This window comes from Komagataeibacter europaeus (assembly GCF_002173515.1).
GTDB classification, from domain to species: domain Bacteria; phylum Pseudomonadota; class Alphaproteobacteria; order Acetobacterales; family Acetobacteraceae; genus Komagataeibacter; species Komagataeibacter europaeus.
The window spans coordinates 1,194,651-1,221,071 of sequence record NZ_CP021467.1 but is presented as its reverse complement, the minus strand read 5'-3'; the positions used below and the strand labels follow the sequence as shown (position 1 = coordinate 1,221,071).

Here is a 26,421-nt window from a genome sequence, read left to right as displayed (position 1 = left end):
CTGCACCGTTCCTTCAGAAGGACAGGTAGACGAACGACGCCCCGCCCGCCACGATGCAGTACCAGCCAAACGGGCGCAGCGCCCAGTCCTCATGGTCACGGAAATAGCGCATCAGGATGCCGGTGCACACCAGGGCCACCACGCCCGCCACGATGGATGCGATGATCGCCATGTGCATCTGTTCGGGCTGCGGCGGGGCGTGGCGCAGCTTCAGCGCCTCCAGCACTGTGGCGGCCAGGATGACCGGCTGCGCCATGAGAAAGGCGAACCGCGCCGAATTTTCATGCGACAGCCCGCGCAGCAGGCCACCGACAATACACGCCCCCGAACGCGACAGGCCGGGGAAGAAGGCAAGGCACTGAAACAGGCCGATCACCAGCGCCTCCCCAAAACCCAGGGACGCGAGCGATCGGTTGCTGGCGGGCAGCAGGCCCGCGCGCATCCGGTCCACCAGCAGCAGCATGACGCCGTTGAGCGTCAGGAAAACCGCCGCATACCGCGCCGTGCCGAACAGGCTGCGGATGGCGTGTTCAAACAGGCCGCCAATCACCACGGCGGGAATGGTGGCGACTGCCAGCAGCGCAAGGATGCGGATGCTGTCCATCTGTATGTTGACGCCATGGCGTCCGGCCGCCCCGGTGAGCAGCGCCACCCAGTCGCGCCAGAAAAAAACCAGCAGGGCCGCGCACGTGCCCAGATGCAGCATGACCAGCAGGGGCAGGAACATTTCCCCATGCAGGTCAACGGGCCAGTGCAGGAGGGCAGGCACGATGGCCGCGTGCCCGAGACTGCTTATGGGAAACTGTTCTGTGGAACCCTGAATGATTGCAATGATAATAGCTTGGATGAGTGTCATTGTCCGCCCGTCCATGACGCAGTAGGATGAAAAGATAAGGCAAGGCATAGCGCCGGTCCCACATCGCCCGGCATTGCGGCGGATTTCGGGATGGCGCGTGGCCGCATCGGGCAGGGAGCCGTCATGGCAAGGCAGAGAAGTGGCGCGATCATATCCAGCGGGCTTGTCCTTCTGGTTGCGGGAGGGTTCTGTGTCTACGCCCGCGCTTCGCAAAGCGGCGGGTCACAGGATCGCTACCCTGTCATGGCGCGCTTCATTTCGGCAAACGGGCTGGCGGTCGGGGCCAATGTGGACATGGACGGCGTGCCCGTGGGGCGCGTGACCTCCATTGCACTGGACCCGGCAACCTACATGGCCAATGTCGGCTTTACGCTGGACCGTACATTGTCACTGCCGACGGATACAACCCTTTCGATCGGCAGCCCGACCCTTACGGCGGACACGGCACTGCTGGTGCAGCCGGGGCAATCCGCGGACAGGCTGAAGCCCGGCGCGGTCATTACAAATACGCGTGAACCGCTCAGCCTGGAACAGCAGGTCAGCAACTACATCTTCGGCAATGGCGGCCTGCCCAGTGACTGATCGGCCACGCCACGCCACTCAGTCATTCATCGGGTAGGACGCCATCAGCCTGCGCTGGCGCAGCCACGCGCGCAGCATGGCCATCGCCCCGCTGCTTTTCCATCCCTCGCGCCGCTTTTTCGCACCGATGCGGAAGGTCTCGCGGTAATGCATGAACTGCGTCACATAGGCATCGCGCAGGGTGGTGCGGGCATCCCAGATATGGGTGGCCTCGGACCCCACGCCGTTGATTTCGATGATCTGGAAATCCTCGCCCTTGCGCAGGCTGGCCAGGCTGAGGGCCTTGGCGTCGATCCGGCCGAAATGGAAATCGGGAATGTCGCGCATGATGGTGTTCACCCGCGCCTGCAGTTCGGGCGTTATGTCCACCGCGCGGTCATGGAAGATCGATCCCTTGCAGTGATTGCCCGCGAACACCAGCGGCAGCGACTGCCCCGCCGGCGGGATTTCATGCAGGCGCGCCTTCAGTCGCGGCAGGTAGATGTGGGGGACCAGGCGGGTGCGCGGGTCGGCGTGGACCAGTTCCTCCACCGTGGAGGTGCCGTCGCCCGTCAGGCACGGCACTTCCTTGTAGGTCAGGGAGGTGATGCGGCCTTCCGCCTCATCGGGGTGGCGGATGTAGAACAGCCCGACCTCGTGCCCGTAGGGGATCAGGTGCTGCAGCATGACCGGCACGTCGCGGCCGAATGCGGCCAGACCCGCGCGCAGGCTGTCTTCGTCGCGCATGATCCGCACGCCGGTGCCATTGCACCCGATATCGGGCTTGAGCACGACGGGAAAGGACAGGCCCGCCCCCTTCATCGCCGCCAGCGCGCGCGGCAGGTCATCATGCCCCGTGGTCAGCACGGCATAGGGGGCGATCCATTTGCGTGCCACATCGCCCGCCATGTCCAGGATCGAACTCTTGCTTTCCCCGCACAGGCCACCGGTCTCGATCCGGGGGTTGGCGGCGGTGGGCAGGCTGAAATCACGGTGCCACAGCCCCAGTATGATCCAGTACAGCACGATGGGGGTGTAGAAGATCCATCCCGGCCAGAATTCAAACGAGGAAACCGTAGGGCCCCCGGCCTGCCTGCCTGGCCTGCTGTCAATGGCTGTGGTTACGTCGGTCATCGGGTCTCATTACTTTGCAAACGTGCGATCATGCGGCTGATCAGGAATATGGTCAGGACGAAACCGGCCATGCCTGCCCATTTCCATGTCCCCAGGTGGTCGATCAGGAACTGCCCCACCCGCAGTGAGACAAGGAACAGCATGGATGTCCATATCAGGGTCGCCAGCACCGCCGCGATACAGAACAGCCCGAACCGTGCGCGGAAGAAACCACACGCGGTGTAAAGCGGCAAGCGCGCGCCGGGCACGAAGCGGCTGATGAACACGATGCGGAATACGTTGCGGTCGAACCACTGTCCTTCCTGTGCGCCGCCGGGCAGGGTGATCCATTTCCGCGCCGGTGGCCACAGCGCCGCCAGCCTGCCCATGCCGTACAGCCCCATGTCGCCCACGACAATGCCGATATACAGCGCCACCAGCGCCACCGTGACATCGACATGTCCGGTACGCACCTGCATGGCGGTCATGATGGTTGCGGCGTCTTCCAGTATGAAGGTGCCGATGATGATCGCCAGCCCCTGCATGACGGGCGACGCCCCGGCCGCCATGAGGTAGGCGGTCAGCGTGGGCATGCGCGCAGTTCCAGCGTGTCCCGACCGGGCGGGATGGGAAAACCGTGACTACGCAAGCACAAGCCCTTCAGTCGGCCCGGCAGGCGGGCGTGGAAAACATTGGCCATGAGAGGCCAACGGGAAATGATGACGGGCGTTCTTGTGACATGCTTCGCCTGCCGTCACAAACGCGAAATTGTGTCGCAGCGTGTACATGGCCATGCCTGCGCCATGCGCGGGCAGGCCGGACATCGGTGCGGACGCAAGTCAGACATTGAAACGGGCGCAAGGCCGTGGCACAGCATTCGGAATGCTTGTACGTCGCCGCCTTCTTCATGTCGCCGCCGCCTCTCTTGCCGGGGCCGGTGCCTCATGGCTCATGCCCGCGTGCGCGGCGCACCATCCGGGCAGGGCCGCGCCCGCCACGGGCGGCGGCGATTACGCCACGTTCCTGGCCACCGTGCGGCGCGATGCGATTCGCCAGGGACTGACGGCCGATGCCGTGACCCGGGCGCTGGCGCTGTCGGCGCCGAACATGCAGGTCATACAGCGCGACCGCAACCAGCCGGAATTTCACCTGACATGGGCGCAGTACCGCGACCGCGTGCTGACGGCGCGCAAGATCGCGGATGGCCGCGCGGCCTTCGCGCAGCAGCGCGCGATTCTGGAACAGCAGGTCCTGACCCGCTACGACGTGGCCCCGGGCGCCGTGATGGGCATATGGGGGCTGGAATCGGGCTATGGCGCGATGACGGGCAAATTCGCGGTGGTGGACGCGCTGTGCACCCTGGCGTTCGAGGGGCGGCGTGCGAAATTCTTCCATGACGAACTGTTCCACGCGCTGGCCATCCTCAATGCCGGCGACATTACGCCCGAACTCATGACCGGCAGTTATGCAGGCGCCATGGGGCAGCCGCAGTTCATGCCCTCGGCCTACGTGAAATACGCCGTTGACATTGATGGCGACGGGCGGCGCGACATCTGGCATTCCGTGCCGGACGTGTTCGGCTCCATCGCCAACTACCTTGCCGGGTCCGGCTGGGTGGGGGGCGAAAGCTGGGGGCAGCAGGTGATCGTGCCCGACACCGTGGCGCAGTCCACGCTGGGCCGCACCCAGACCCGCACGCTGTCGGAATGGATGGCGATGGGCGTGCGGCAGATGGGCGGCGCGCCCTTTGACCGCCCGACCGATACCGGCGCCGTCCTGCGCCCCGACGGGCCGGGGGGCGAGGCCTTCATGGTCTATCGTAATTTCGCCGCGATCCGTCGCTATAATCCATCCGATTTCTATGCGCTGGCCGTTGGCCTGCTGGGGAATGAAATCGCGTGACGGACCCTGTCACGCCAGCCCTGGCCGCGCGCCCGGCTGGCACCTACCGGACCAAGGATGCAATGCACACCCGACGTTTCCTTCTGGCTGGGGCCACCAGCCTTCTTGTATCCAGCCCGGCATGGGCCGCTGGCCGCCGCCGCCATCCCGCCGCGGCGGCGCCTGCCACGGCCGAGCCCGCGATCCCGTCCTCCCCGGCCAACAGCCTGATCGGGCCGATCGACACCATTGCGCGGTGGGCGTGCATTGTCGACTACACCACGGGCGCCGTGATCATGGAAAAGGCGGCGGACGAGCGCATGCCGCCGTCGTCGCTGACCAAGATGATGACGGCCTATGTCGTGTTCGGCATGCTGCGTGCCGGCAGGCTGACGCTGGAACAGGCGCTGCCGGTCAGTGAAAAGGCATGGCGCATGCAGGGGTCGAAGATGTTCGTGCCCCTGAACGGCTCCGTCGCGGTGTCCGACCTGATACAGGGCATGGTGATCCAGTCGGGCAATGACGCGTGCATCGTGCTGGCCGAAGGCATCGCGGGGTCGGAAGACCAGTTCGTCAGCATGATGAACGCGCAGGCGGCGCAGCTGGGCATGACCAACAGCCATTTCCTGAACGCCACGGGCTGGCCGATGGACGGGCACTACATGTCCGCGCGCGATGTCGCGACCATCGCCATGCACCTGATCCATGACTTTCCCGAATATTATCATTTCTTTTCGGAACGCAGCTTCACCTTCAACAGGATATCGCAGGAAAACCGCAACGCGCTGGTGGTCCGTGGCGTGGCCGATGGGCTGAAGACCGGGCATACCGACGCCGGTGGCTTCGGCCTGTGCGCCAGCGCCGAACGCGGCGGCAACCGCGTGGTCATGGCCATCAACGGCCTGCCCAGCAGCAACGCGCGCGCCAATGAGGGCGAGCGGCTGTTTGAATGGTCATTCGTCAATTTTGAAAACGCGACCCTGGTCCGTAACGGCGCGGTGGTGGACAACGCCCCGGTGTGGCTGGGGCAGGCGCCCACCGTGCCGCTGGTGGCTACCCGTGACGTGACGCTCACGCTGCCCCATGGCTGGCAGAACAGGGTGCATGTCAGCGTGGATTACCGCAGCCCCGTGCCCGCGCCGGTCACGGCGGGGCAGCAGTTGGGTGAAATGGTCATTGCCAATACCGGCCTTGCGGAAATCCGCATTCCGCTGGTCGCGGGGGCGGCGGTGCCACGGCTGGGGCTTATGGGCCGGGCTTCGGCCGTGCTGGGTCGCAAGCTGGGACACGGCTAGGCCATGTCCGGGCTGTTCATCACGTTTGAAGGCGGGGAGGGGGCAGGCAAGTCCACGCAGGCCCGGCTGCTGGCCGACCACCTGCGCGGCCTCGGGCTGGATGTGGACCTGACACGGGAACCAGGTGGCACGAAGGGGGCGGAGGCGCTGCGCGACTTCCTGCTGTTTGGCGGCCACGACCTGTCCCCGCGTGCCGAGGTCATGGCCCATTTCGCCGCCCGCGCCGACCATGTCGACCGGCGCATCGCCCCGGCGCTGGCGGCGGGAAAGGTGGTGATATGCGACCGCTTTACCGATTCGACCGAAGCCTATCAGGGGCATGGGCTGGGCAATGGCGATCCCGCATTGCTGGACATGATCGCGCGGCTGCGCGCGCTGGTGCCCGCGGTGCCCGACCTGACCCTTGTGCTGCGGGTGCCCCCCGCCATTGCCGCCGCCCGCATGGCTGAACGGGCCAGTGCCCGCACCGACCGGTATGAAGCGCTGGACACCGCGTTCCATGCCCGCGTTGCGGCAGGGTTTGACGCGATTGCCCGGCGCGACGCCACGCGGTGCCGCCGCATTGACGCCAGCGCGACGATGGACGCGGTGCAGGATGACATCCGTACTGTCGTGGCCCCGTACCTGAAACGGGCGGACAATGCCTGATCCACGCGCCTGTCGCCGGCTGCTTGGGCATGACGCGGCGTGGCAGGAATTCCTGTCGGTCATCCGCACCGGCCGGCTGCACCATGCCTGGCTGCTGACCGGGCCGGAGGGAATTGGCAAGGCCACCATGGCCTTCATGATGGCGCGCACCCTGCTGGGCGCGCAGGACCATGACAGCCCCGTGGGCCGTCGCGTCACCGCGGGCACGCATGCTGACCTGCTGGTGATCGCGCGCGGGATGGATGAAAAACGCCATCGCCCGCGCCGTGAAATCGTGGGGGACGACATACGCCCCATATCCGCCTTCCTGCGCCGCACGGCGGCGGAAGGGGGCTGGCGGGTCGTGATTGTCGATGGCGCGGAATACATGAACCGCACGGCGGCCAACGCCATCCTCAAGATCCTGGAGGAACCGCCCGAACGCGCCATCCTGATCCTGACCACATCGGTGCCCGGGCGGCTGCTGCCCACCATTCGCAGCCGCTGCCGGGTGCTGGCCCTGTCCCCGCTGGATGACGCGGCCATGCGCGCGGTGCTGGCGGATATGGACCCCGCCCCCGCGCCGGACCAGATCGCGCGCATCCTGCCACTGGCCCACGGCGCGCCGGGGCGGGCGGGGGACCTGCTGGCGGGGAACGCCGTGGAACTGGCCGCACTCGTGGCGGGTGTGATGGATGGCACGGTGGGGGCGGATGGCGGGTATGACATTGCCGAACAGGTGACCCGGCGCGAAAATGGCTTTAGCGTCTTTTTCGATCTGCTGTGTGATGCCATATCAGACAGGACGCGTAACATGGCCCTCGGCGCGGAACGGGGGCGCGCGGGGGATCCGCACCCGGCCCGACTGGCCCTGCTGTGGCAGGACATGGTACGGCTGCGCGCGGAAACCGAACAATTCAATCTGGATAAACAGCAGGCGGTCCTGACGGCGCTTGCGCGGGTGAGTGGAATATGACACGGCGCTACTACGTCACAACACCAATCTATTACGTGAACGGGGCGCCGCATATTGGCCACGCCTATACATCGGTCGCGGCCGATGTGATCGCGCGTTTCAAGCGTCTGGCGGGGTTTGACGTCTTTTTCCTGACCGGCACGGACGAACACGGGCAGAAGGTGGAACAGGCGGCGCAGGCGGCGGGCATGACCCCCATCGCCTTTGCCGACCGCGTGGCCGCCGATTTCCGTGACATGTACGATAAAATGGCCATTTCGTACGACGATTTCATCCGCACCACCGAACCGCGCCATGCCGCGGGCGCGCAGGCGCTGTGGAAGAAGCTGGAGGAAAACGGCCACATCTATCTTGGCGCGTATGAAGGCTGGTACGCCACGCGTGATGAGTGCTTCTATGGCGAGGAAGAACTGATCGACGGGCCGGACGGGAAGAAGGTCGCCCCCACGGGTGCCGCCGTGGAATGGGTGAAGGAGCCGTCGTACTTCTTCAACCTGTCCAAATTCGGTGACAGGCTGCTGGAACTGTATGAAACCCGTCCCGGCTTCATCGAACCCGCCAGCCGCCGTAACGAGGTGGCGAGTTTCGTGAAGCAGGGCCTGCGCGACCTGTCCGTAAGCCGTACCAGCTTCAACTGGGGCATTCCCGTGCCGGGCGACCCGAAGCATGTGATGTATGTGTGGGTGGACGCGCTGGCCAACTACCTGTCCGCCGTGGGCTACCCGGACCAGACGGCTCCGCGCTGGGATTTCTGGCCCGCCAACCTGCATCTGGTGGGCAAGGACATCCTGCGCTTCCACGCCATCTACTGGCCCGCGCTGCTGATGGGGGCGGGGCTGGACCTGCCGGATCGCGTGTTCTCGCACGGGTGGTGGACCATCGAAGGCCAGAAGATGAGCAAGTCGCTGGGCAACGTGGTGGACCCGCGCGACCTGGTGGCGGAATTCGGCCTTGATCCGATCCGGTTCTTCCTGATGCGTGAAATGCCCTTTGGCGGTGACAGCGATCTCAGCCGTCGCGCCATCATCTCGCGCATGAATGTCGAACTGGCCAATGACCTTGGCAATTTGGCCCAGCGCACGCTGTCGCAGATCGCGCGCAACTGCGATGGCAGGCTGCCGCCGCAGGGCACGCACACGGCCGAGGACACGAAGCTTCTGGCCGCAGCCAGCCTGCTGCCGCAGATCATGCATGAACAGATCGACCGGCAGGCCCTGACCGACGCGCTGGAGGAAGTGTGGAAGGTCATCCGCGCCTGCAACGCCTATATCGACCACCAGGCGCCGTGGAAGCTGAAGAAGACCGATGCCGCCCGCATGGGCGACGTGCTGCGCGTGCTGGCCGATGCGTTGCGGATCATCGCCACCGTGCTGCAGCCCTACATGCCCGGCAGCATGGACAGGATGCTGACCCAGCTTGGCGTGCCGGATGGCGCGCGGGATTTCGCGTCCCTTGACACGCCACTGCCCGCGGGATGCGCGCTGCCCGCGCCGCAGGGCATCTTCCCCCGCCACGTCGAACCGGAGGCTTCATGACCCGTACGGGACTGACCGACTCCCACTGTCACCTCGACCATTTTTCCGATGAGGAAATGCCCGAAATCCTGGCCCGCACGCGGCAGGCCGGGGTGGATGGCCTGGTGACCATCGGCACCCGCCTGTCCCGCGCCGACCAGCAGAAAAAGCTGGCGACGCTGGATACGCCCGACCTGCGGGTGTGGTGCACCATCGGCACCCATCCCGACCACGTGGATGAGGAAGTGCTGCCCGACGCGGCGGAACTGGTGGCGATGGCGGATGATCCGCGCGTGGTGGGCATCGGGGAAAGCGGGCTGGACTATTTCCATGGCCAGCCCGACATCCGGCCCAGGCAGCACGACAGTTTCCGCGTGCATATCGACGCCGCCCGGCGCACCGGCCTGCCGCTGGTGATCCACACGCGCGAAGCCAATGACGACACGCTGGGCATCCTGCGTGACGAGACCGCGCGCAATGGCGCGTTCCCGTTCCTGATCCACTGCTTTTCATCCGGGCCGGACCTTGCGCGCGGGGCGCTGGAACTGGGGGGGTATATCAGCTTTTCGGGCATCGCGACGTTCAACCGCGCGCAGTCGGTGCGTGACGTGGCGAAAGACGTGCCGGACGACCGGCTTCTGGTGGAAACCGATTCGCCCTATCTTGCCCCGGTGCCGCGCCGGGGCAAGCGCAACGAGCCGGGATACGTGGCCTATACCGCCCGGATGCTGGCGGAACTGCGCGGGATGGAAGACGCCGCGTTCGCGGAAATGACCACGCGCAATTTCAGCCGCCTGTTCAGCCGGGCGGTCTGACGGATGGAGATGATTGTCCTTGGCTGCGCCGGCTCGGCTGGCGTGCCCATGCTGGGTGGCCCGGACGGGGCAGGGGACTGGGGCGAATGCGACCCGAACGAGCCGCGTAACCGCCGCACGCGTTCGTCCGTCATCATCAGTGACGGGCCGGGACGGGTGCTGCTGGTCGATACGGGGCCGGACCTGCGCGACCAGCTGCTCGCGCAGCGGATCGGCGTGGTGGATGCGGTGCTGTACACTCACGCCCATGCCGACCATATCGCCGGGCTGGATGAACTGCGCACCATCAACCGCATCATTGGCGGCCCGCTGCCGGTCTACGGCACGCGGCAGGTGATGGATGAAATCAGCATCCGCTTCGACTACGCCTTCCGCCCCTGGACGCCGCCGCACATCTTCCGTCCCATACTGGATGTCCATCACGTAAGCCTGCCGTCCACCGTGATGATGGCGGGGATGGCGGTCCAGGTCTTTGGCCAGTGCCACGGCAAGGTCGAAACGCTGGGCCTGCGCGTGGGGCCGATGGCCTACTGCACCGACGTGGCCGAAATGGATGATGCGGCGCTGGATACGCTGCGCGGTGTCGATACGTGGGTGGTGGACTGTTTCCAGCGCGATGCCCATCCATCCCACGGGTGGCTGGCGCGGGTGCTGGAATGGCGGGACATCATCCAGCCGCGCCGCACGGTGCTGACCCATATGGGACCGGACATGGACTGGGCGTGGATGCAGGCCAGCCTGCCCGATGGGGTGGAAGCCGCGTATGACGGGCTGCGCCTGCATGCCAGCGGGAAATAAAAGCTTTCGGGCGCCGCCTTTTTGCAAAAAGGCGGCGTTCCTTGAAGGTTCCTGAAAAAAGCGCCACCCAAAAACGTTCTTGTGATTTCAGGACATTTCGCGCCGCGCCGGAGCGGCCTGGCCGCCATTCGCGCAATAAAGCGCACCGGAGCCGCGCGTAATGCTTGCCAGCGCCCGATTAGCACCCTAAGAGGGTGCGCCAACGGTCGGTGACCCGAGGCGCGGGGTAGCCGCCATCTGCTGACGAGGCCCCTGCATCATGTCTTCCATCCCCAAAAACACATCTGCCCCCCGGCTTGAGGACCGCATCCGCGAAGCCCTCGCCTTTGATGACGTGCTGGTTGTTCCCGACGAATCGAATGTCCTGCCGTCGCAGACATCGACGAAAACCCGGCTGACCCGCAAGATCACCCTGAACATCCCGCTGATCTCGTCGGCCATGGATACCGTGACCGAAGACAGCATGGCCATCGCCATGGCGCAGAATGGCGGCCTTGGCGTCATCCACAAGAACCTGACGATCGAGCAGCAGGCCGAGCAGGTCCGTCGTGTCAAACGTTTCGAATCGGGCATGGTGGTCAACCCCGTCACGGTCTATCCCGACCAGACGCTGGCGGAAGTGAACGCCATCATGTCCCGCCACGGTATCAGCGGCCTGCCGGTGGTCGAACGCGACACCAACCGCCTGGTCGGCATCCTGACCAACCGCGATGTCCGCTTCGCCACCGATCCGGCGCAGCGCGTGTATGAACTGATGACGCGCGAAAACCTGGTGACCGTGCGCAACAACGTGGACCGCGACGAAGCCCGGCAGCTGCTGCACCGCCACCGGATTGAAAAGCTGCTGGTCATTGATGATGAAGACCGCTGTATCGGCCTGATTACCGTCAAGGACATGGACCGCGCCGTGCAGTACCCGCAGGCCAACAAGGACAGCCTTGGCCGCCTGCTGTGCGCTGCCGCGACCGGCGTGGGGGATGATGGCGTGGCGCGTGCGCGCGAACTGATTGCGGCAGGGGTGGACGTGGTGGTGATTGACACCGCGCATGGCCATTCATCGGGCGTGCTGAAAAGCATCGAGCGCATCCGCGCCATTGAAAACGACATCCAGATCATTGCCGGTAACGTCGCAACGCCGGAAGCGGCGCGCGCGCTGATTTCATCGGGCGCCGACTGCGTGAAGGTGGGTATCGGGCCGGGGTCAATCTGCACCACGCGCGTCGTCGCGGGCGTGGGCGTGCCGCAGTTTTCCGCCGTGATGGAAACCTCTGCCGCGTGCCATGAACTTGACGTGCCCGCCATTGCCGATGGCGGGGTGCGGACATCGGGCGATATCGTCAAGGCGATCGGCGCGGGTGCTGACGTGGTCATGATCGGTTCGCTGCTTGCCGGGACGGAAGAAGCCCCGGGCGAGGTGTTCCTGTACCAGGGCCGGACCTACAAATCCTATCGCGGCATGGGCAGCCTTGGCGCCATGTCCCGCGGGTCGGCGGACCGCTATTTCCAGCAGGACATCAAGGACACGCACAAGATGGTCCCTGAAGGGATCGAGGGGCGCGTGGCCTACAAGGGCGCGATGGGCGCGGTCATTCACCAGTTGGTGGGGGGGCTGCGCGCGGGCATGGGCTATACCGGTTCCGCCACCGTTGCCGACCTGCAGCAGCGCGCGCGCTTCCGCCGCATTACGGGCGCGGGCCTGCGTGAAAGCCATGTGCATGACGTGTCGATCACGCGTGAAGCCCCTAATTACCGGCAGGACTGATCCTGCCGGGTCCATGACAGTAACGGTTTGACGGTTCCATAATCCATGACACCCAGCGCACGGCTTTCCGCCGCCATTGACCTGCTTTCCGCAATGGAGGCGACGCCGCAGCGGCCTGCCGATGAGCTGGCCAATGCCTTTTTCCGTGAACGGCGGTATATCGGCGGCGGCGACCGCCGGGCCATTTCGGCCCGCGTGTGGCGTATCCTGCGGCACTGGCGCAGGCTGCACTGGTGGATCGAACGCACCGGCATGCAGCCAACGCCGCGCCTGCTGGCGCTGGCCATGATGGTGGTGGACCCGCAGGGGCGTGAAAACCCCGACGACCTGTTTACGGGCGAACGTTATGCCCCGCTGGGCCTGACCGGGCCGGAACGGCGGCTGTTTGACCAGCTTCGGGACCAGGCGCTGACCCATCCCGACATGCCGCGCGCGGTCGTGCTGGAGGTGCCGGACTGGCTGCTGCCCCGGCTGGAACGGACGTTTGGCGACGGGCTGGAGGCGGAACTGGCCGCGATGGAAGGGGAGGCGACGCTGGACCTGCGCGTCAACCTGCTGAAATCCGACCGTCCCGCCGCGCGCGCGGCGCTGGAGACGGATGGTATCCGGGCGGAGGACACGACCCTGTCCCCCTGGGGCCTGCGGGTTGCGGGCCGCCAGCCGGTGACATCATGCGCGGCCTTCCGCAGCGGCATGGTGGAAATACAGGACGAAGGCAGCCAGCTGGTCGTTGCCGCCGTGGGCGCGCGGCCGGGCATGCGCGTGCTGGATTACTGCGCCGGTGCGGCGGGCAAGACGCTGGGCATGGCCATGACCATGGAAAATCGCGGTCATATCGTGGCGTGCGACGTATCCGAGCCCCGGCTGGACGGCGCGGTGCGCCGCCTGCGCCGCGCGGGCGTTCACAATGCCGAGCGCCACCTGCTGGTGGCGGGCGACCGCTGGGCGCGCCGGCGCAACGGCAGTTTCGACCGCGTGCTGGTCGATGCGCCATGTACCGGCACCGGCACATGGCGGCGCAACCCTGATGCCCGCCTGCGCCTGCGGGAACGCGACCTGCTGGAACTGACCGCCAAGCAGGCCGACATCATTGACCGCGCGGCCAGCCTTGTCCGTCCCGGCGGGCGGATGGTGTATGCCACGTGCTCCATCCTGCGGGAGGAGAACGGCGACCAGATCGCAGCCTTCCTTGCGCGCAATCCTGCCTTTTCGCTGGTGACGCCCGATGGGGTGGACGATGACCTGCCGCCCGGGCTGGCAGTGGCGGGCCAGGTCCGCCTGACGCCGCGCCAGCACCATACGGACGGGTTTTTTGCTGCCATCATGCAGCGCGATTCCTGATATGATATTCCTGTCGGCAGGGCGTTTTGACACACCCGGCCGACAGGAATGACAGGCGTTTCCCGATGATTCCTGAAAAAAGCTTTATCAGAAATCACTTTATAATCTGCGGCGCGTCTCATAGGCAGGTTTTGAAACAGTCTTCTGGATAACAAGAAAAACCACACGCCAGAACCGCATTCCGGGCCCATGACACAGATATGGCGGCGGCAGGGGGCGTTTGCGTTTGCAACAACGCGGGACATGGGCATGCAGGCAACAAACCTTGCGATTGGAATTCTGTGCGTGCTGGGTGGCGGAATCGCGGCCCAGTGGGTGGCGTGGCGGTTCAAGCTGCCAGCCATCGTGCTGCTGTTCTCCCTTGGCCTGATTTTCGGGCCGGGACTGGGCATACTGCACCCCGGGGCGGCGATCGGGCCGTATTTCCACCCGCTTGTGTCCATGGCCGTGGCCTTCATCGTGTTCGAGGGCGGGCTGGCGCTGGACCTGCGGCAGTGGCGTGAATCGGGGGAAGGCGTGCTGCGGCTTACGGCTGCCGCCCTGCCCATCAACTGGGTACTCGGCTCGCTTGCCGCGCATTATGTCGGGCACCTGCCATGGGGAACGTCGTGGCTGTTTGGCGCGATCGTGGTGGTGACGGGGCCGACGGTGGTGCTGCCGCTGCTGCGCCATACCAAGCTGCGGCCACGGGTCGCGGCCTTCCTGCGGTGGGAAGCCATCGTCAATGACCCCATTGCCGCCATTCTGGCGACGCTGGTGCTGGAATGCCTGCTGATCCGGCCATCGCATGACGGGGGCATTTCGCTGGCGACGGTGGAAATCGGGCCGCACCTGCTGTTCGCCACCATGTTTTCGATCGCGTGCGGCATTTTTCCCGCGATCCTGATCAAGTTCCTGTCCGCGCGCGACATGCTGCCCGAAATCCTGCGCATTCCCATGATTCTGGCCTTCGTCATGACGGTGGCGGCGCTGTGCAACCTGATCATGCAGGGGGCGGGGCTGATGGCGGCCACGGTGTTCGGCATGGCGCTGGCGAACCTGCATGTGACCGGCATGTCGGAACTGCAGCGGATCAAGGAATCCCTTGGGGTGATCGTGGTGTCGTGCCTGTTCGTGCTGCTGACGGCCGACCTGCCGCGCGCGCTGCTGACGGAACTGTCGCTGCCCATCATGGCGCTGACATTCACCGTCATGTTCGTGGTCCGGCCGCTGGGCATTTTCCTGTCCACCATCGGGGCGAGCATGTCATGGCAGGAACGGCTGTTCGTGGGCTGGATCGCGCCGCGTGGCATTGTTGCGGCGGCGGTGGCGGGGGTTGTCGGCCTGCAGTTGCATGAAGCGGGATATCCCGGTGGCGACCTGATCACGCCCGCCGTGTTCGCGCTGATCGCGTCCACCATGATCCTGCATGGTTTTTCATTGCGGCCCCTGGCGCGCGCGCTGCGCCTGACCCTGTCGGATGAGCCGGCCCTGGCCATCATGGGGGCCAATGCGTGGTCCACCAATCTGGCGCGCGTGGTACATGACCGGGGCATACCGGTGCTGCTGGTCGATACCTATGCCCCGGCGCTGAACAAGGCGGCGGGATTTGGCATCCCCATCCTGCGCGCGGAACTGCTGTCGGTGGAAGGGATGGAAAGTCTGGAGGAGCGCCCGGCGGACTACCTGATCGCGGCGACGCCGGATGCGATCTATAACGGCCTTGTCTGCGCGCGCATGGCGCCCGACCTGGGCCGCCAGCGCGTGTTCCAGGTCAGTCCCGGCATCGCGCGGCTGGACCTGTATCACGGGCTGAGTCGGGATTCGCGTGGCAAGGTGCTGGGGGAACCGGGGTGGAATTTCTCCTATATCGATTCCCTGTATGCCAAGGGCTGGCGCTTTGGCAGCCACGTCATGGAAGAACACGTGGAGGAGGCCGACCTGCTGTCCGGCCCGGGCATGCTGTTCATGATCATCCGCAAGGGCAGCGCGATCTGGATCTTCTCTGCCGAGGACGCGATTCCGGCCGAACCGGCGGCAGGCGACATCATCGTCATGCTGCTGCCGCCCGCGCCCGCCGCGGCGGCCCCCGCAGCGGGGCCTATGCCGGCCTGACGTCGATTTCACCCAGGCCTGCGGCCAGCAGGCGGCGCAGTGCGGGTTCGGGCAGGGCGATGCAGCCTTCCGTCGGGCGACCGCCCTTGGGTGGCAGGTGAAGGAAGATGGCTGACCCCGCGCCAGAATGAACCGGGTCGTCGTTATAACCAAGAACCACGATAATGTCGTAAACGTGATCGTCCCGCCACAGCCGTTCGTGCCGGGCAGGGTGGGGCAGGCTGACATGCCGGTTGTAATCGGGATGACCGGGATCGTCACACCATCCATCAAGCGGGGAAAGCGGCTCGACAGGCAGATGACAAACAGGTGATGGGACCCGGTCGGCGCGATAGAACACGCGTCGCAGGGGCAGAATACCGCTGGGTGTTGCGTGATCTCCCTCCATTTTGCGGTTTTTTACGCCGCCCGCGCCGATAATGGCGGGGAAAATTTCACGCATGCAATGCAGTTGTGCATCCAGCCCTGTATTCGTTTGTAAAATAGCGCGTATCATGAATTCCTCTGGATCGGGTCGTATTTATGTTAACTCCGGCCTAATCTGGCAGCATACGGCATGACGGCCGTCGGGTCGCGGGCCTGTCGGTGGTGTGGCCGCAAATGAAAGACAGAGACCGCCCCGCTAACGGGGCGGGACTAAAGTGATAAAGAGGGTTCGATGGCAGGAGCACGTCCCATACTGATAGCGGACGACGATCAGACTTTACGTCAAATGCTCGTTGAACAGCTGCAGATTGATGGTGAATTTGAAGCGATCGAGGCCGGCTCCGTCGCCGAGGCCTGGGAAAAGCTGCAGAAACCGGGGGCGCGTTTCGATGCGATCATCCTCGATGTGTCCCTGCCCGATGGGGACGGACGCGATTTCTGCGCCGACCTGCGGCGCAAGGGCAAGCGCATTCCCATCATCATCCTGACCGGTTCCGATGACGAGACGGACGTGGTGCGCGGCCTTGACGCCGGTGCGAACGACTACGTCGCGAAGCCGTTCCGCATTGCCGAGCTTCTGGCCCGGCTGCGCGCGCAGATGCGCATTTTTGAAAACAGCGAGGACGCGGTCTTTGCGATCGGGCCGTACATCTTCCGCCCGTCCGCCAAGCTGTTGCAGGAAACGGCCAAGAACCGCCGGATCCGCCTGACGGAAAAAGAAGCCGCAATCCTGAAGTTCCTGTACCGCGCGGGCACGCGCCCCGTGCCACGGCAGGTGCTGCTGAACGAGGTCTGGGGCTACAACGCCGCCGTGACCACGCATACGCTGGAAACGCATATCTACCGTCTGCGCCAGAAGATCGAGCCCGATCCCACCAACGCCACCCTGCTGGTGACGGAAGGCGGCGGCTACCGCCTTGATCCCGAAGGGGGCAAGACCGCCATCGCCTGATGGGTGATGGCCCGCATATGCAGGTTATCTGACGGGCCGCCCGGTTTCGGGCGGCCCGGTCGCGTTTGTGGGGGGCGTTCAGGCGTCTAGGTCGATCATGACCGGCACGTGGTCCGATGGCTTGTCCCAGTCACGTGCCGCCCGCAGCACCTGCATGTCGCGCAGGGCGGGCTGCAGGTCGGGCGTGATCCAGACATGGTCCAGCCTGCGGCCACGGTTGGATCTGCTCCAGTCGCGGTTGCGGTAGGACCACCACGTATAAAGCTTCTCCGTCGCGGGAACGAAGTGGCGCATGGCGTCAACAAAGCCGGTCTGCTGCCATGCCAGCAGGCGTTCGGTTTCGGCGGGCGTGTGGCTGACGATCTTCAGCAGTTGCCTGTGGCTCCAGACATCCTGTTCCAGCGGGGCGATGTTCAGGTCGCCCACCAGCACGGTGCGCCGCATGTCGCGGCCGGAAAACCATTCCCGCGCTTCTTCCACAAACGCCAGCTTGTGCGCGAATTTCGGGTTTTCCTCCGGGTCGGGAATGTCGCCGCCCGCCGGCACGTAGAAATCATGCACGTCAATCGCGTCAGCGCCCGTACCATGGCGTACGGCAATGTGGCGGCAGTCACCCCGCTGGCACCAGTCGGGCGCGTCCTCCAGCACGGTTACGGGCTGGCGTGACAGGATCGCGACCCCGTTATATCCCTTCATGCCGCGGAACACGACGTGGCCAAAGCCCAGCGCGCGCACCGCATCAAGCGGGAACAGGCTGTCGGGCACCTTGGTTTCCTGCAGGCAGACGATATCGGGGGATGTGTCCTGGCACAGCCGGGCCAGCAGCGGCATCCGCAGGCGGAGGGAATTGATATTCCATGTCACAATACGCATATCGGGTGCATTGCCGATCGGGCGCGGGCTGACAAGAATATTTTTGTGCGTCCGTGGCACCGTGCGAGACGAAAACAGGAACGAATTACAAAAGGCGGCTGATATTCCGCGCAAAATGGAAACCGGGTTTTCCACCACGGAGATGCCACAATTTGTCCACCTGTGGGGTTGACAGGGTGGATTTGGGTTCACGTGGGGCAGGATTTTTTTTCCGGCCATCAGGTGGTCGGATATAGTGTTTTGAAAACAATAGGTTATCGTTAGTGATGTTTTTTTGGGCAATCCAAGTGCAGGAAAGGAAAACCGCCATCCGCACGTTTTTTTCTGCTGCTGCTCCACAGACTTATCCACATTATCGGTGGATGAACGGCTGCCATCCATGACAACCGCCGTTTCGACCGCCCCCGTTCAGCCTCCCGCCCGGCCGGTCGGGGTGGAGGCGATACACCACGCCCTGCAGACCATGCCGCAGTCGCCAGGCGTTTACCGCATGCTGGGGCCAAAGGGCGACGTGCTGTATGTGGGCAAGGCGCTGAACCTGAAGAAGCGCGTCACGTCCTATACCCATGTCAGCCGCCTGACCGAACGCCTGCGCCGCATGGTGTCCGAAACCCGCAGCATGGAAATCGTCACCACCCATACCGAGGCCGAGGCCCTGCTGCTGGAGGCCAACTACATCAAGCGCATGCAGCCCCGGTACAACATCCTGCTGCGCGATGACAAAAGTTACCCATGGATCATGCTGACGGACAAGCATGATTTTCCCCAGATCAGCAAACATCGCGGCAAGCCGGTGAAGGGGGCGTCATACTGGGGGCCGTTCGCCTCCGCCTGGTCGGTCAACCAGACGCTTAACCTGCTGCAGCGCACCTTCCTGCTGCGCTCGTGCTCCGACAGTGAAATGCAGGGCCGCACGCGCCCGTGCCTGCTGCACCAGATCCACCGCTGTTCCGCCCCGTGCACGGATCGCATCAGCCGCGAGGACTATGCCGAACTGGCGGGTCAGGCGCGTGACTTCCTGGCGGGCCGGAACCCGCACATGCGCGAACAGCTGGGACGCGAGATGGAGGAAGCGGCCGGCGCGCTGGAGTTCGAGCGCGCGGCGGCGATCCGCGACCGCATACGCGGCCTGTCGGCATTGCAGCAGGATTCCAGCGTCATCAATCCCTCCACCGTGACGGATGCGGACATCATCGCCATCTGGCAGATCGCGGGGCAGTCGTGCATTCAGGTGTTCTTCATCCGTGCCGGGCGCAACAACGGCAACCGCGCATTTTTCCCCGCCCATGCGCGCGACGAGAACGCGCCCGACGTGCTGGCCGCCTTTATCGGGCAGTTTTATGATGACAAGCCGCCACCCGCCCATGTGCTGGTCAATCAGGACCTGCCGGAACTGGATGTGCTGGTATCCGCGCTGACCCTGCGCCGGGGCCGCAAGGTCGAGATCACGCACCCGCAGCGCGGGGAAAAGCGCGGCGTGATCGAACATGCCGAAATCAACGCGCGTGAGGCGCTGGAACGCAGGCTGGCCGAAAGTGCGGGCCAGGCGCGGCTGCTGCAGGGGGTGGCCGACCTGTTCGGGCTGGACGCGCCGCCGCGCCGGATCGAGACCTATGACAACAGCCACATCCAGGGGGCCAATGCCTATGGCGTGATGGTGGTCGGCGGGCCGGAAGGGTTCGACAAGCGCGCCTACCGCAAGTTCTCCATCAAGGGGCCGGTCACGCCGGGCGATGACTTCGCCATGATGCGCGAGGTGCTGGAACGCCGCTTCCGCCGCGCGCTGAAGGACCGCGAGGAAGGCGTCCGGCCGGAGGACTGGCCCGACATCCTGCTGATCGATGGCGGGGCGGGGCAGTACACCGCCGTGCGCGGCGTGCTGGATGAACTGGGGGTGACGGGGGTGACGCTGGTGGGCATCGCCAAGGGGCCGGACAGGGATGCGGGCCGCGAATGGTTCCATACCGAAGGCCGTGCACCCTTCCAGCTGCCGCCGCGCGACCCGGTGCTGTATTACCTGCAGCGCCTGCGTGACGAGGCGCACCGCTTTGCCATCACCACCCACCGGGCCGGGCGGTCCAAAACGCTGGTGCGCTCGGAACTGGACGATATTCCCGGCGTTGGACCTGCACGCAAACGCGCGCTGCTCAAGCATTTCGGCTCGGCGCGCAGCGTGCGGCAGGCTGGCCTGGGGGAACTGGAAAATGCACCGGGCATCAATCGTGACATGGCGCGCGCCATATACGGATATTTTCATCCCGACTGGACAGGAGAGTGATCGGCTGTCATGCAGATGTGAGCATATGGCCTGCCTGATAGGCAGTATCAGTATTTCGGTTTTTTCACATTCTTGGCTATAGCAGTACCAGCATGCTTACCGACCTGCCCAATCTCCTGACCCTGTCCCGCATCGTCGTGGTCCCTATCGTCGTCGGGCTGGTCGTCATCCATACGGCGCAGACCGACTGCGCGGCATGCGTCCTGTTCATACTGGCGGGCATTACCGATTACCTTGATGGCAAGCTGGCGCGGGCATGGAACCAGAATTCCGACCTGGGCCGCATGCTCGACCCCATTGCGGACAAGCTGCTGGTGGGGGCGTCGCTCATGGTCATGGCGGGGCTCGGGCGGTTGCCATATGGCTGCCTGTATCCGGCCATCATCATCCTTTCGCGTGAAATCCTGGTCAGCGGGCTGCGCGAATACCTGGCGGCAACCCGTGTCGGCCTGCCGGTCACGCGGCTGGCGAAATGGAAGACCGGGTTCCAGATGACCGCCATCGGCTTCCTGCTGGCGGGCGACAGCACGGCCGTCCTGCTGCATATCGGCTGGCTGCCGGTTGATGCGATGGGCGCGGTCATGATGTGGATCGCCGCCATCCTGACCCTGATTACGGGGTGGGATTACCTGTCCACCGGCCTGCGCCATGTCAGCCGCGGCACGCCGGGGGCCACGAAATTATCTTCCTGACCTACATGAAAAATTAACGCGCGGCGTGGTTGCTCTCTCCTGTGCGGGTCGTCTGGCCCGCCTTGTGCCGGACAGGTCAGGGGGAGGAGAGGATACGGTGCGCAATGCAATGGTACTGTCATTGCTGGTAGGGCTTGCGGGGTGTGGCGGCTTTGGCCATATCCTGTCCGACAATACGGAACTGCCCGGCAGCCTGCCCAACACCCCACGCCCCGAGGTCGAGAACATGCGCCGCGTGGCGGGGCAGGCGCCACAGGTGCTGCCCATACTGCCGCAGGAACGCAATGTATGGCCGGTCGTGCGCCCGGGTCAGTCGGTGCTGGCCGCGATGGGGGCGGACAGCGTCCCCACCGCCGGTGCGCGTTCGCAACTGGTGGAACGCGAGGTCGACCTGCCCGCGGGGGGTGAGATGCAGATCGGCAACGATGCGGATTCCGATGGCGACCCGGCAGCGGGGGCGCGCGTTTCCGGATTGTCTTCAGGGCCATCGGCGACGCATAAGGGCGTATCGGATTCAGCCATTGTCGTCCCGAACGGCGATGGCACAAACACCGTGGTCGCGTCTGACGGCACGGTTCAGGAACAGCAGGCGCCATGACGGGCACAGGCCGCATGGCAACGCCGTGGCACACAGGGAGATGACACCGGAATGCTGCGCATTCTCTATTTCGCATGGTTGCGGGACCGGCTTGGCCGCCCTGGCGAGACACTGCCCATGGGGGCGGATGTGCATTCCGTGCAGGACCTGATCGACCAGTTGCGCGCGCGCGGCGGGCCGTATGGGGAGATATTCGCGAAACCCGAACTGATCCGTGTTGCCGTGAACCAGAGTTTCGCCACGATTGACGCCCCTATTGCCGCCAATGACGAAATTGCCTTCTTCCCGCCGGTCACGGGGGGCTGACACCATCATGCCCTGCGTTACGGTCCGTGTTCAGGCGGAAACATTCGATGTCACCCACGAAACCGCCCTGCTGCTGCGCGGACAGGACGAAGTGGGGGGCGTTGGCGCGTTTACCGGCATTGTCCGCGGGGGGGACGGGCTGGTGGCGCTGGAACTGGAACACTACCCCGGCATGACCGAGTCCATGATGCGGCGGATCGCCGAATCGGCCTGTGCGCGATTCGGCCTGACCGGCTGCACCGTCATCCACCGCGTGGGCCGGCTGGCGGTGGGCATGCCCATCGTGCTGGTGCTGTGTGCCGCGGCCCACCGCAAGGCGGCGTTGGAGGGGACGGATTTCATGATGGACTGGCTCAAGACCAGCGCACCCTTCTGGAAACGCGAGGAATTCGCAAATGGACGCAGCCAATGGGTCCAGCCGCGCGCGCATGATGATGCGGCGACGGCACGGTGGGGCACGCTGGGGGCATGAAGGGGGAGGGGAGAAAATTTAAAAAATATTCTCGCCCATTCCGTACTTGACCCAAGCTTGTCCGCTGATTCGGAAGATCAGTCCACAATTTGTCCCCACACATTATGTAGTGCAATCCGGTACCGTTTACTCCATATATAGGGTGCAAAATCATAAAACCTCACCGCGCCGCACAGGATCGAAAGGCCCTGCGCGTCAGCGTGAGCCGATTACGGAGAATGTAAATGGTCCTGGATGACGTATCTGGAGGCATGTCCGATCGTTCGGCCAGCGAGGACGGGACCATCCGGGGAAAGGACAGTACGACGATGTCTGATATGCCTGACATGCTGGATAGCGTGGTGCAGCTGCCGGGCCACCATCCCGTGCGCGTGGACCATTCCCGTGATGCGCTGCTGACGGCATTTGGCAAGGCGACGCTGGACAACCGTTACCTGCTGCCCGGTGAAAGCTATCAAGACCTGTTTGGCCGGGTCGCGTCCTATTACGGGGCGAATCCCGCGCATGCGCAGCGGCTGTATGACTATATCTCGCGTCACTGGTTCATGCCGGCGACGCCGGTGCTGTCCAATGGCGGCACCACGCGCGGCCTGCCGATTTCGTGCTTCCTGAACGAAGCCAATGACAGCCTGCGTGGAATCGTGGACCTGTGGAACGAAAATGTCTGGCTTGCGTCCAAGGGCGGCGGCATCGGGTCGTACTGGGGCAACCTGCGTTCGATTGGTGAAAATGTCGGCCGCAACGGCAAGACATCGGGCGTCATTCCGTTCATCCGCGTCATGGACAGCCTGACGCTGGCGATCAGCCAAGGGTCGCTGCGGCGCGGGTCGGCTGCGGTCTATCTGCCGGTCTGGCACCCCGAGATCGAGGAATTCATCGAACTGCGCCGCCCCACCGGTGGCGACCCCAACCGCAAGGCGCTGAACCTGCACCATGGCGTGCTGGTGTCGGACGCGTTCATGCGCGCGGTGGCGGATGATGACGAATGGGCGCTGCTGTCGCCCAAGGACAATACGGTCATCCGCAAGATTTCGGCCCGTTCGCTGTGGATCCGCATCCTGACCGCGCGGATGGAGCAGGGGGAGCCGTACATCATCTTCTCCGACCATGTGAACAACGCCCGTCCCGAGCACCACAAGCTGGCGGGGCTGGAGGTCAAGACATCCAACCTGTGCGCGGAAATCACCCTGCCCACCGGCATGGACCAGCACGGGCGCGAGCGCACGGCGGTGTGCTGCCTGTCCTCGCTCAACCTCGAGACATGGGATGAGTGGAAGGACAATCCGCAGTTCATCGAGGACGTGATGCTGTTCCTTGACAACGTGCTGCAGGATTTCATCGACCGCGCGCCGGACGACATGGAACGCGCGCGTTACGCCGCCATGCGCGAACGTTCGGTGGGCCTGGGGGTCATGGGCTTCCATTCCTTCCTGCAGGCCCGCAACGTGCCATTCGAAAGCGTGGTGGCCAAAAGCTGGAACCGCCGCATATTCAAGCATATCCGCACGCAGGCCGATGCCGCGTCGCGCAAGCTGGCGGAAGAACGCGGGCCGTGCCCCGACGCCGCCGATTATGGCGTGATGGAGCGTTTTTCCAACAAGATGGCGATTGCGCCCACCGCGTCGATTTCCATCATCGCGGGCAACGCCAGCCCGGGGATCGAGCCGATTGCCGCCAACGTGTTCCTGCAGAAGACGCTGTCGGGGTCGTTTACGGTGCGCAACCGCCACCTTGACCGCCTGCTGACGGAAAAGGGGCAGAACACGAATGAGGTCTGGTCCTCCATCACCCTGAACAAGGGCAGCGTGCAGCACCTCGATTTCCTGACCCAGCAGGAAAAGGACGTGTTCAAGACCGCGTTCGAACTGGACCAGCGCTGGGTGATCGAACACGCGGCCGACCGTGCGCCCTTCATCTGCCAGGCGCAGTCGATCAACATCTTCCTGCCTGCCAACGTGCACAAGCGCGACCTGCACCAGATCCACTACATGGCGTGGAAGCGGGGGGTGAAATCGCTGTATTACTGCCGTTCGCTGTCCATCCAGCGCGCCGACGCCGTAAGCGACGGGCAGGAAAAGCGCGACATGACGAAAAAGGAAGGCGACGCCCCGGCGACGCCAGCCGCCACGACCACGGATTATGAGGAATGCCTTGCCTGCCAGTAAGGGCGGGGCATTTTCATGTATTGTTCAGGTTTTATTTATAAAATTTCCTGCTGCTGAATGATCATGGCGGTCTAAAACAGGGCTGTTACCCCATGGGTAACGGTCCTTTTTCGTATCGTTATTTGGTGTGGACACTGTCTTGACTGGCTGTTTATTGTTCGGATTGTCGGGATTCTGCCCGACGGCCCGGATTCACGTAACAGGACAGGCATGGCCATGACCGATAAAGCCACCGGCGCAGATGCCCCGACGCAGCCCGAACCCAGCCTGCTGACCGCCAATCCCGTCTACAAGCCATTTCGTTACCCATGGGCCTATGACGCATGGCTGACGCAGCAGCGTGTCCACTGGCTACCTGAAGAGGTGCCACTGGCGGATGATGTGAAGGACTGGCACCGCACGCTGACGGAAAGCGAACGGCACCTGGTCACCCAGATATTCCGATTCTTCACCCAGTCGGACGTGGAGGTGAACAACTGTTACATGAAGCACTACAGCCAGGTGTTCAAACCGACTGAAGTGCTGATGATGCTTTCGGCGTTTTCGAATATCGAGACGATCCACATTGCCGCCTACAGCCATCTGCTCGATACCATCGGCATGCCCGAGACCGAGTATTCCGCATTCCTTAAGTATAAGGAAATGAAGGATAAATATGACTACATGCAGCAGTTTTCGGTTGGCGATAACTACCAGATCGCCCGCACGCTGGCTGCCTTCGGCGCGTTTACCGAAGGGTTGCAGCTGTTCGCGTCGTTCGCCATCCTGCTGAACTTCCCCCGGCATAACAAGCTCAAGGGCATGGGGCAGATCGTGTCATGGTCGGTGCGCGACGAATCGCTGCACTGTGATTCGATGGCGCGGCTGTTCCGGGTGTTCGTGCACGAAAACCCCGAAATCTGGACCGATACCCTGCGTGATGACATCCGCCAGATCTGCCGTGATATTGTCGAGCACGAGGACGCGTTCATCGACCTTGCGTTCGAGATGGGCGCGGTGGAGGGGCTGGATGCGGGGCAGGTGAAGCAGTACATCCGCTTTGTCGCCAACCGCCGTCTGGGCCAGCTTGGGCTGGACGGGATTTATGATATCGCCACCAACCCGCTGCCATGGGTGGATGAAATGGTGAACGCGGTCGAACACACCAATTTCTTTGAAAATCGCGCCACGGAATATAGCCGGGCCTCGACTACCGGGTCATGGGATGAAGCGTTTGCCTGATTCGCGCATGGGCATCAGGACGGCAGGGGTGCGCCGTCCTCCAGCACCGCGCGGGCGGCGGGGGTGAATTCGCCGCTGGCTTCATGCAGCGTCAGGCCGGGCAGCATTTCGCTGCCCGCGCGGGAATTCGCGCGTCCCTGCACCAGCACGATCCGCGCGGCATGTCCGTGGCGGGGCCAGAAGGGGCAGATCCTGATGCGGCCCAGCCGCGCGTTCTCCATCGCGGCAATCCCGGCCGACAGCAGGCTGGCGGGCAGGGCGAGCGTGAGGGTGCCATGGTGGCGCAGTTGTGCCGCCAGCGTGTCCACCCATCCCCCCAGCGCGCCCGCGGGCAGGCGGCGGGCCAGGTCACGCTGCATATGCGCGGAAGCCGACGAATCATGCCCATGCCATGGCGGGTTGGCAAAGGCATGGTCGATGCGCCGTATGCCCGGTCCCGTCAGCAGCGGGTCATCGGGCAGGGCGGGAATGCCGGCCACGCGCACGCGCAGGTCGTGGCGCCCGTTCAGGGTGAAATTGTGCCGTGCCAGCGCGGCGGTGGCGGGGTCACGTTCCAGCCCGACTCCCGCAAGGCGGGGCACCCGATTCGTCAGGCACAGCAGCCCTGCGCCCGCGCCGCACCCACCTTCCAGCACGACCTCTCCGGCCCGCGCGGGGACAAAAGCAGCCATCAGAACCGGTTCCAGTCCGGTCCTGTTTCCGGTGGGAAACTGGCGATAGACCACCTTTCCACCCAGCAGGGTGCCCGTTGTGACGGGGGCATGACCCATGGGGAAAAGGGGGGGCGTATCATCAGCCTCATGCC

25 protein-coding genes are annotated in these 26,421 nt (G+C 64.4%); 19 read left to right on the top strand and 6 right to left on the bottom strand.

Translation table 11 applies throughout. The features are described from left to right. Positions 1-13: 13 nt before the first annotated feature. Entirely contained in the window at positions 14-856 is an 843-nt protein-coding gene (locus S101446_RS05525) for an undecaprenyl-diphosphate phosphatase (RefSeq protein ID WP_087607849.1), read from the bottom strand. Positions 857-979: 123 nt separating this feature from the next. Here S101446_RS05525 and S101446_RS05520 point away from each other — a divergent pair, with 123 nt between their 5' ends. Then, positions 980-1,438 (top strand): MlaD family protein, encoded by a 459-nt coding sequence (locus S101446_RS05520; RefSeq protein WP_042710843.1) that lies wholly within the window; start codon positions 980-982, stop codon positions 1,436-1,438. A gap of 18 nt (positions 1,439-1,456) precedes the next feature. Here S101446_RS05520 and S101446_RS05515 read toward each other — a convergent pair whose 3' ends face one another. Continuing rightward, the gene (locus S101446_RS05515) at positions 1,457-2,551 is read right to left on the bottom strand and encodes an ATP-grasp domain-containing protein (protein WP_010508006.1); all 1,095 of its coding nucleotides are present in this window, start codon (positions 2,549-2,551) and stop codon (positions 1,457-1,459) included. Next, entirely contained in the window at positions 2,548-3,123 is a 576-nt protein-coding gene (locus tag S101446_RS05510; protein ID WP_010508007.1) for a DedA family protein, read from the bottom strand. Before S101446_RS05510 ends, S101446_RS05515 begins: the two co-directional genes overlap by 4 nt. A gap of 289 nt (positions 3,124-3,412) precedes the next feature. Between S101446_RS05510 and S101446_RS05505 the strand changes: the two genes are divergently transcribed. From S101446_RS05505 to S101446_RS05460, 10 genes are all read left to right on the top strand, one after another. Further along, on the top strand, positions 3,413-4,432 hold the full coding sequence (locus tag S101446_RS05505) for a lytic murein transglycosylase (RefSeq protein WP_408884633.1): 1,020 nt from the start codon (positions 3,413-3,415) through the stop codon (positions 4,430-4,432). Continuing rightward, positions 4,429-5,706 carry a D-alanyl-D-alanine carboxypeptidase family protein gene (locus S101446_RS05500; protein ID WP_019091276.1) on the top strand — a complete coding sequence of 426 codons (1,278 nt, stop codon included), beginning with the start codon at positions 4,429-4,431 and terminating at the stop codon, positions 5,704-5,706. Before S101446_RS05505 ends, S101446_RS05500 begins: the two co-directional genes overlap by 4 nt. A 3-nt stretch (positions 5,707-5,709) precedes the next feature. Further along, positions 5,710-6,354 carry a dTMP kinase gene (gene tmk / locus S101446_RS05495; RefSeq protein WP_087607847.1) on the top strand — a complete coding sequence of 215 codons (645 nt, stop codon included), beginning with the start codon at positions 5,710-5,712 and terminating at the stop codon, positions 6,352-6,354. Beyond that, positions 6,347-7,309, top strand: coding sequence for a DNA polymerase III subunit delta' (locus S101446_RS05490; RefSeq protein WP_010508011.1), 963 nt, complete (start codon positions 6,347-6,349; stop codon positions 7,307-7,309). Before tmk ends, S101446_RS05490 begins: the two co-directional genes overlap by 8 nt. Continuing rightward, positions 7,306-8,844, top strand: a complete 1,539-nt coding sequence (gene metG, locus S101446_RS05485; protein ID WP_087607846.1) for a methionine--tRNA ligase — start codon at positions 7,306-7,308, stop codon at positions 8,842-8,844. Before S101446_RS05490 ends, metG begins: the two co-directional genes overlap by 4 nt. Continuing rightward, a complete protein-coding gene (locus S101446_RS05480) occupies positions 8,841-9,638 on the top strand; it encodes a TatD family hydrolase (protein ID WP_087607845.1) in 798 nt (265 codons plus the stop codon). The genes metG and S101446_RS05480 overlap by 4 nt, the downstream gene beginning before the upstream one ends. Before the next feature lie 3 nt (positions 9,639-9,641). Beyond that, the gene (locus S101446_RS05475) at positions 9,642-10,436 is read left to right on the top strand and encodes an MBL fold metallo-hydrolase (protein WP_019086179.1); all 795 of its coding nucleotides are present in this window, start codon (positions 9,642-9,644) and stop codon (positions 10,434-10,436) included. Positions 10,437-10,695: 259 nt separating this feature from the next. After that, positions 10,696-12,198 carry an IMP dehydrogenase gene (gene guaB / locus S101446_RS05470; protein ID WP_010508015.1) on the top strand — a complete coding sequence of 501 codons (1,503 nt, stop codon included), beginning with the start codon at positions 10,696-10,698 and terminating at the stop codon, positions 12,196-12,198. A gap of 45 nt (positions 12,199-12,243) precedes the next feature. Continuing rightward, a complete protein-coding gene (locus S101446_RS05465; RefSeq protein WP_087607844.1) occupies positions 12,244-13,539 on the top strand; it encodes an RsmB/NOP family class I SAM-dependent RNA methyltransferase in 1,296 nt (431 codons plus the stop codon). Between the two features lie 249 nt (positions 13,540-13,788). Further along, positions 13,789-15,633 (top strand): cation:proton antiporter, encoded by a 1,845-nt coding sequence (locus S101446_RS05460; RefSeq protein WP_087608841.1) that lies wholly within the window; start codon positions 13,789-13,791, stop codon positions 15,631-15,633. Here the strand turns inward: S101446_RS05460 and S101446_RS05455 are convergent. Continuing rightward, positions 15,620-16,075 (bottom strand): L,D-transpeptidase family protein, encoded by a 456-nt coding sequence (locus tag S101446_RS05455; protein WP_087607843.1) that lies wholly within the window; start codon positions 16,073-16,075, stop codon positions 15,620-15,622. The two genes, S101446_RS05460 and S101446_RS05455, sit on opposite strands and share 14 nt — an antisense overlap. Positions 16,076-16,291: 216 nt before the next feature. Between S101446_RS05455 and S101446_RS05450 the strand changes: the two genes are divergently transcribed. Then, on the top strand, positions 16,292-17,011 hold the full coding sequence (locus S101446_RS05450; protein WP_026018684.1) for a response regulator transcription factor: 720 nt from the start codon (positions 16,292-16,294) through the stop codon (positions 17,009-17,011). Between the two features lie 78 nt (positions 17,012-17,089). On the opposite strand, the gene S101446_RS05445 is transcribed toward S101446_RS05450, so the two are convergent. Then, positions 17,090-17,884, bottom strand: coding sequence for an exodeoxyribonuclease III (locus S101446_RS05445; RefSeq protein ID WP_010508021.1), 795 nt, complete (start codon positions 17,882-17,884; stop codon positions 17,090-17,092). Positions 17,885-18,263: 379 nt separating this feature from the next. On the opposite strand from S101446_RS05445, the gene uvrC reads away from it, so the two are divergent. The 7 genes from uvrC to S101446_RS05410 all read left to right on the top strand — a co-directional run bounded on the left by uvrC (position 18,264) and on the right by S101446_RS05410 (position 25,616). Beyond that, positions 18,264-20,162, top strand: coding sequence for an excinuclease ABC subunit UvrC (gene uvrC / locus S101446_RS05440; protein ID WP_167376423.1), 1,899 nt, complete (start codon positions 18,264-18,266; stop codon positions 20,160-20,162). Between the two features lie 92 nt (positions 20,163-20,254). Continuing rightward, entirely contained in the window at positions 20,255-20,854 is a 600-nt protein-coding gene (pgsA, locus tag S101446_RS05435) for a CDP-diacylglycerol--glycerol-3-phosphate 3-phosphatidyltransferase (protein ID WP_010508023.1), read from the top strand. A gap of 25 nt (positions 20,855-20,879) precedes the next feature. After that, the gene (locus S101446_RS05430; protein WP_239648318.1) at positions 20,880-21,452 is read left to right on the top strand and encodes a hypothetical protein; all 573 of its coding nucleotides are present in this window, start codon (positions 20,880-20,882) and stop codon (positions 21,450-21,452) included. A 51-nt stretch (positions 21,453-21,503) separates the two neighbouring features. After that, positions 21,504-21,758 carry a molybdopterin converting factor subunit 1 gene (gene moaD, locus S101446_RS05425; RefSeq protein ID WP_010508027.1) on the top strand — a complete coding sequence of 85 codons (255 nt, stop codon included), beginning with the start codon at positions 21,504-21,506 and terminating at the stop codon, positions 21,756-21,758. Positions 21,759-21,765: 7 nt separating this feature from the next. Then, a complete protein-coding gene (locus S101446_RS05420; protein WP_087607841.1) occupies positions 21,766-22,230 on the top strand; it encodes a molybdenum cofactor biosynthesis protein MoaE in 465 nt (154 codons plus the stop codon). 224 nt (positions 22,231-22,454) lie between these two features. Further along, positions 22,455-24,395: a ribonucleoside-diphosphate reductase subunit alpha gene (locus S101446_RS05415; protein WP_048850999.1), complete on the top strand. Its 1,941-nt coding sequence runs from the start codon at positions 22,455-22,457 to the stop codon at positions 24,393-24,395. Positions 24,396-24,611: 216 nt separating this feature from the next. After that, positions 24,612-25,616 carry a ribonucleotide-diphosphate reductase subunit beta gene (locus S101446_RS05410; protein ID WP_029335220.1) on the top strand — a complete coding sequence of 335 codons (1,005 nt, stop codon included), beginning with the start codon at positions 24,612-24,614 and terminating at the stop codon, positions 25,614-25,616. Positions 25,617-25,630: 14 nt separating this feature from the next. Here S101446_RS05410 and S101446_RS05405 read toward each other — a convergent pair whose 3' ends face one another. Next, a complete protein-coding gene (locus S101446_RS05405; RefSeq protein ID WP_087607840.1) occupies positions 25,631-26,386 on the bottom strand; it encodes a tRNA1(Val) (adenine(37)-N6)-methyltransferase in 756 nt (251 codons plus the stop codon). Between the last annotated feature and the right edge of the window lie 35 nt (positions 26,387-26,421).

Coding starts and splice junctions, on each gene's coding strand:
- S101446_RS05420 (WP_087607841.1), top strand. CDS start 21,766: ATGCCCTGCGTTACGGTCCGTGTTCAGGCGGAAACATTCGATGTCACC.
- uvrC (WP_167376423.1), top strand. CDS start 18,264: ATGACAACCGCCGTTTCGACCGCCCCCGTTCAGCCTCCCGCCCGGCCG.
- S101446_RS05505 (WP_408884633.1), top strand. CDS start 3,413: ATGCTTGTACGTCGCCGCCTTCTTCATGTCGCCGCCGCCTCTCTTGCC.
- S101446_RS05520 (WP_042710843.1), top strand. CDS start 980: ATGGCAAGGCAGAGAAGTGGCGCGATCATATCCAGCGGGCTTGTCCTT.
- S101446_RS05525 (WP_087607849.1), bottom strand. CDS start 856: ATGACACTCATCCAAGCTATTATCATTGCAATCATTCAGGGTTCCACA.
- S101446_RS05475 (WP_019086179.1), top strand. CDS start 9,642: ATGGAGATGATTGTCCTTGGCTGCGCCGGCTCGGCTGGCGTGCCCATG.
- S101446_RS05455 (WP_087607843.1), bottom strand. CDS start 16,075: ATGCGTGAAATTTTCCCCGCCATTATCGGCGCGGGCGGCGTAAAAAAC.
- S101446_RS05460 (WP_087608841.1), top strand. CDS start 13,789: ATGCAGGCAACAAACCTTGCGATTGGAATTCTGTGCGTGCTGGGTGGC.
- S101446_RS05445 (WP_010508021.1), bottom strand. CDS start 17,884: ATGCGTATTGTGACATGGAATATCAATTCCCTCCGCCTGCGGATGCCG.
- tmk (WP_087607847.1), top strand. CDS start 5,710: ATGTCCGGGCTGTTCATCACGTTTGAAGGCGGGGAGGGGGCAGGCAAG.
- pgsA (WP_010508023.1), top strand. CDS start 20,255: ATGCTTACCGACCTGCCCAATCTCCTGACCCTGTCCCGCATCGTCGTG.
- S101446_RS05515 (WP_010508006.1), bottom strand. CDS start 2,551: ATGACCGACGTAACCACAGCCATTGACAGCAGGCCAGGCAGGCAGGCC.
- S101446_RS05480 (WP_087607845.1), top strand. CDS start 8,841: ATGACCCGTACGGGACTGACCGACTCCCACTGTCACCTCGACCATTTT.
- metG (WP_087607846.1), top strand. CDS start 7,306: ATGACACGGCGCTACTACGTCACAACACCAATCTATTACGTGAACGGG.
- S101446_RS05410 (WP_029335220.1), top strand. CDS start 24,612: ATGACCGATAAAGCCACCGGCGCAGATGCCCCGACGCAGCCCGAACCC.
- moaD (WP_010508027.1), top strand. CDS start 21,504: ATGCTGCGCATTCTCTATTTCGCATGGTTGCGGGACCGGCTTGGCCGC.
- S101446_RS05510 (WP_010508007.1), bottom strand. CDS start 3,123: ATGCCCACGCTGACCGCCTACCTCATGGCGGCCGGGGCGTCGCCCGTC.
- S101446_RS05405 (WP_087607840.1), bottom strand. CDS start 26,386: ATGGGTCATGCCCCCGTCACAACGGGCACCCTGCTGGGTGGAAAGGTG.
- guaB (WP_010508015.1), top strand. CDS start 10,696: ATGTCTTCCATCCCCAAAAACACATCTGCCCCCCGGCTTGAGGACCGC.
- S101446_RS05465 (WP_087607844.1), top strand. CDS start 12,244: ATGACACCCAGCGCACGGCTTTCCGCCGCCATTGACCTGCTTTCCGCA.
- S101446_RS05490 (WP_010508011.1), top strand. CDS start 6,347: ATGCCTGATCCACGCGCCTGTCGCCGGCTGCTTGGGCATGACGCGGCG.
- S101446_RS05415 (WP_048850999.1), top strand. CDS start 22,455: ATGGTCCTGGATGACGTATCTGGAGGCATGTCCGATCGTTCGGCCAGC.
- S101446_RS05450 (WP_026018684.1), top strand. CDS start 16,292: ATGGCAGGAGCACGTCCCATACTGATAGCGGACGACGATCAGACTTTA.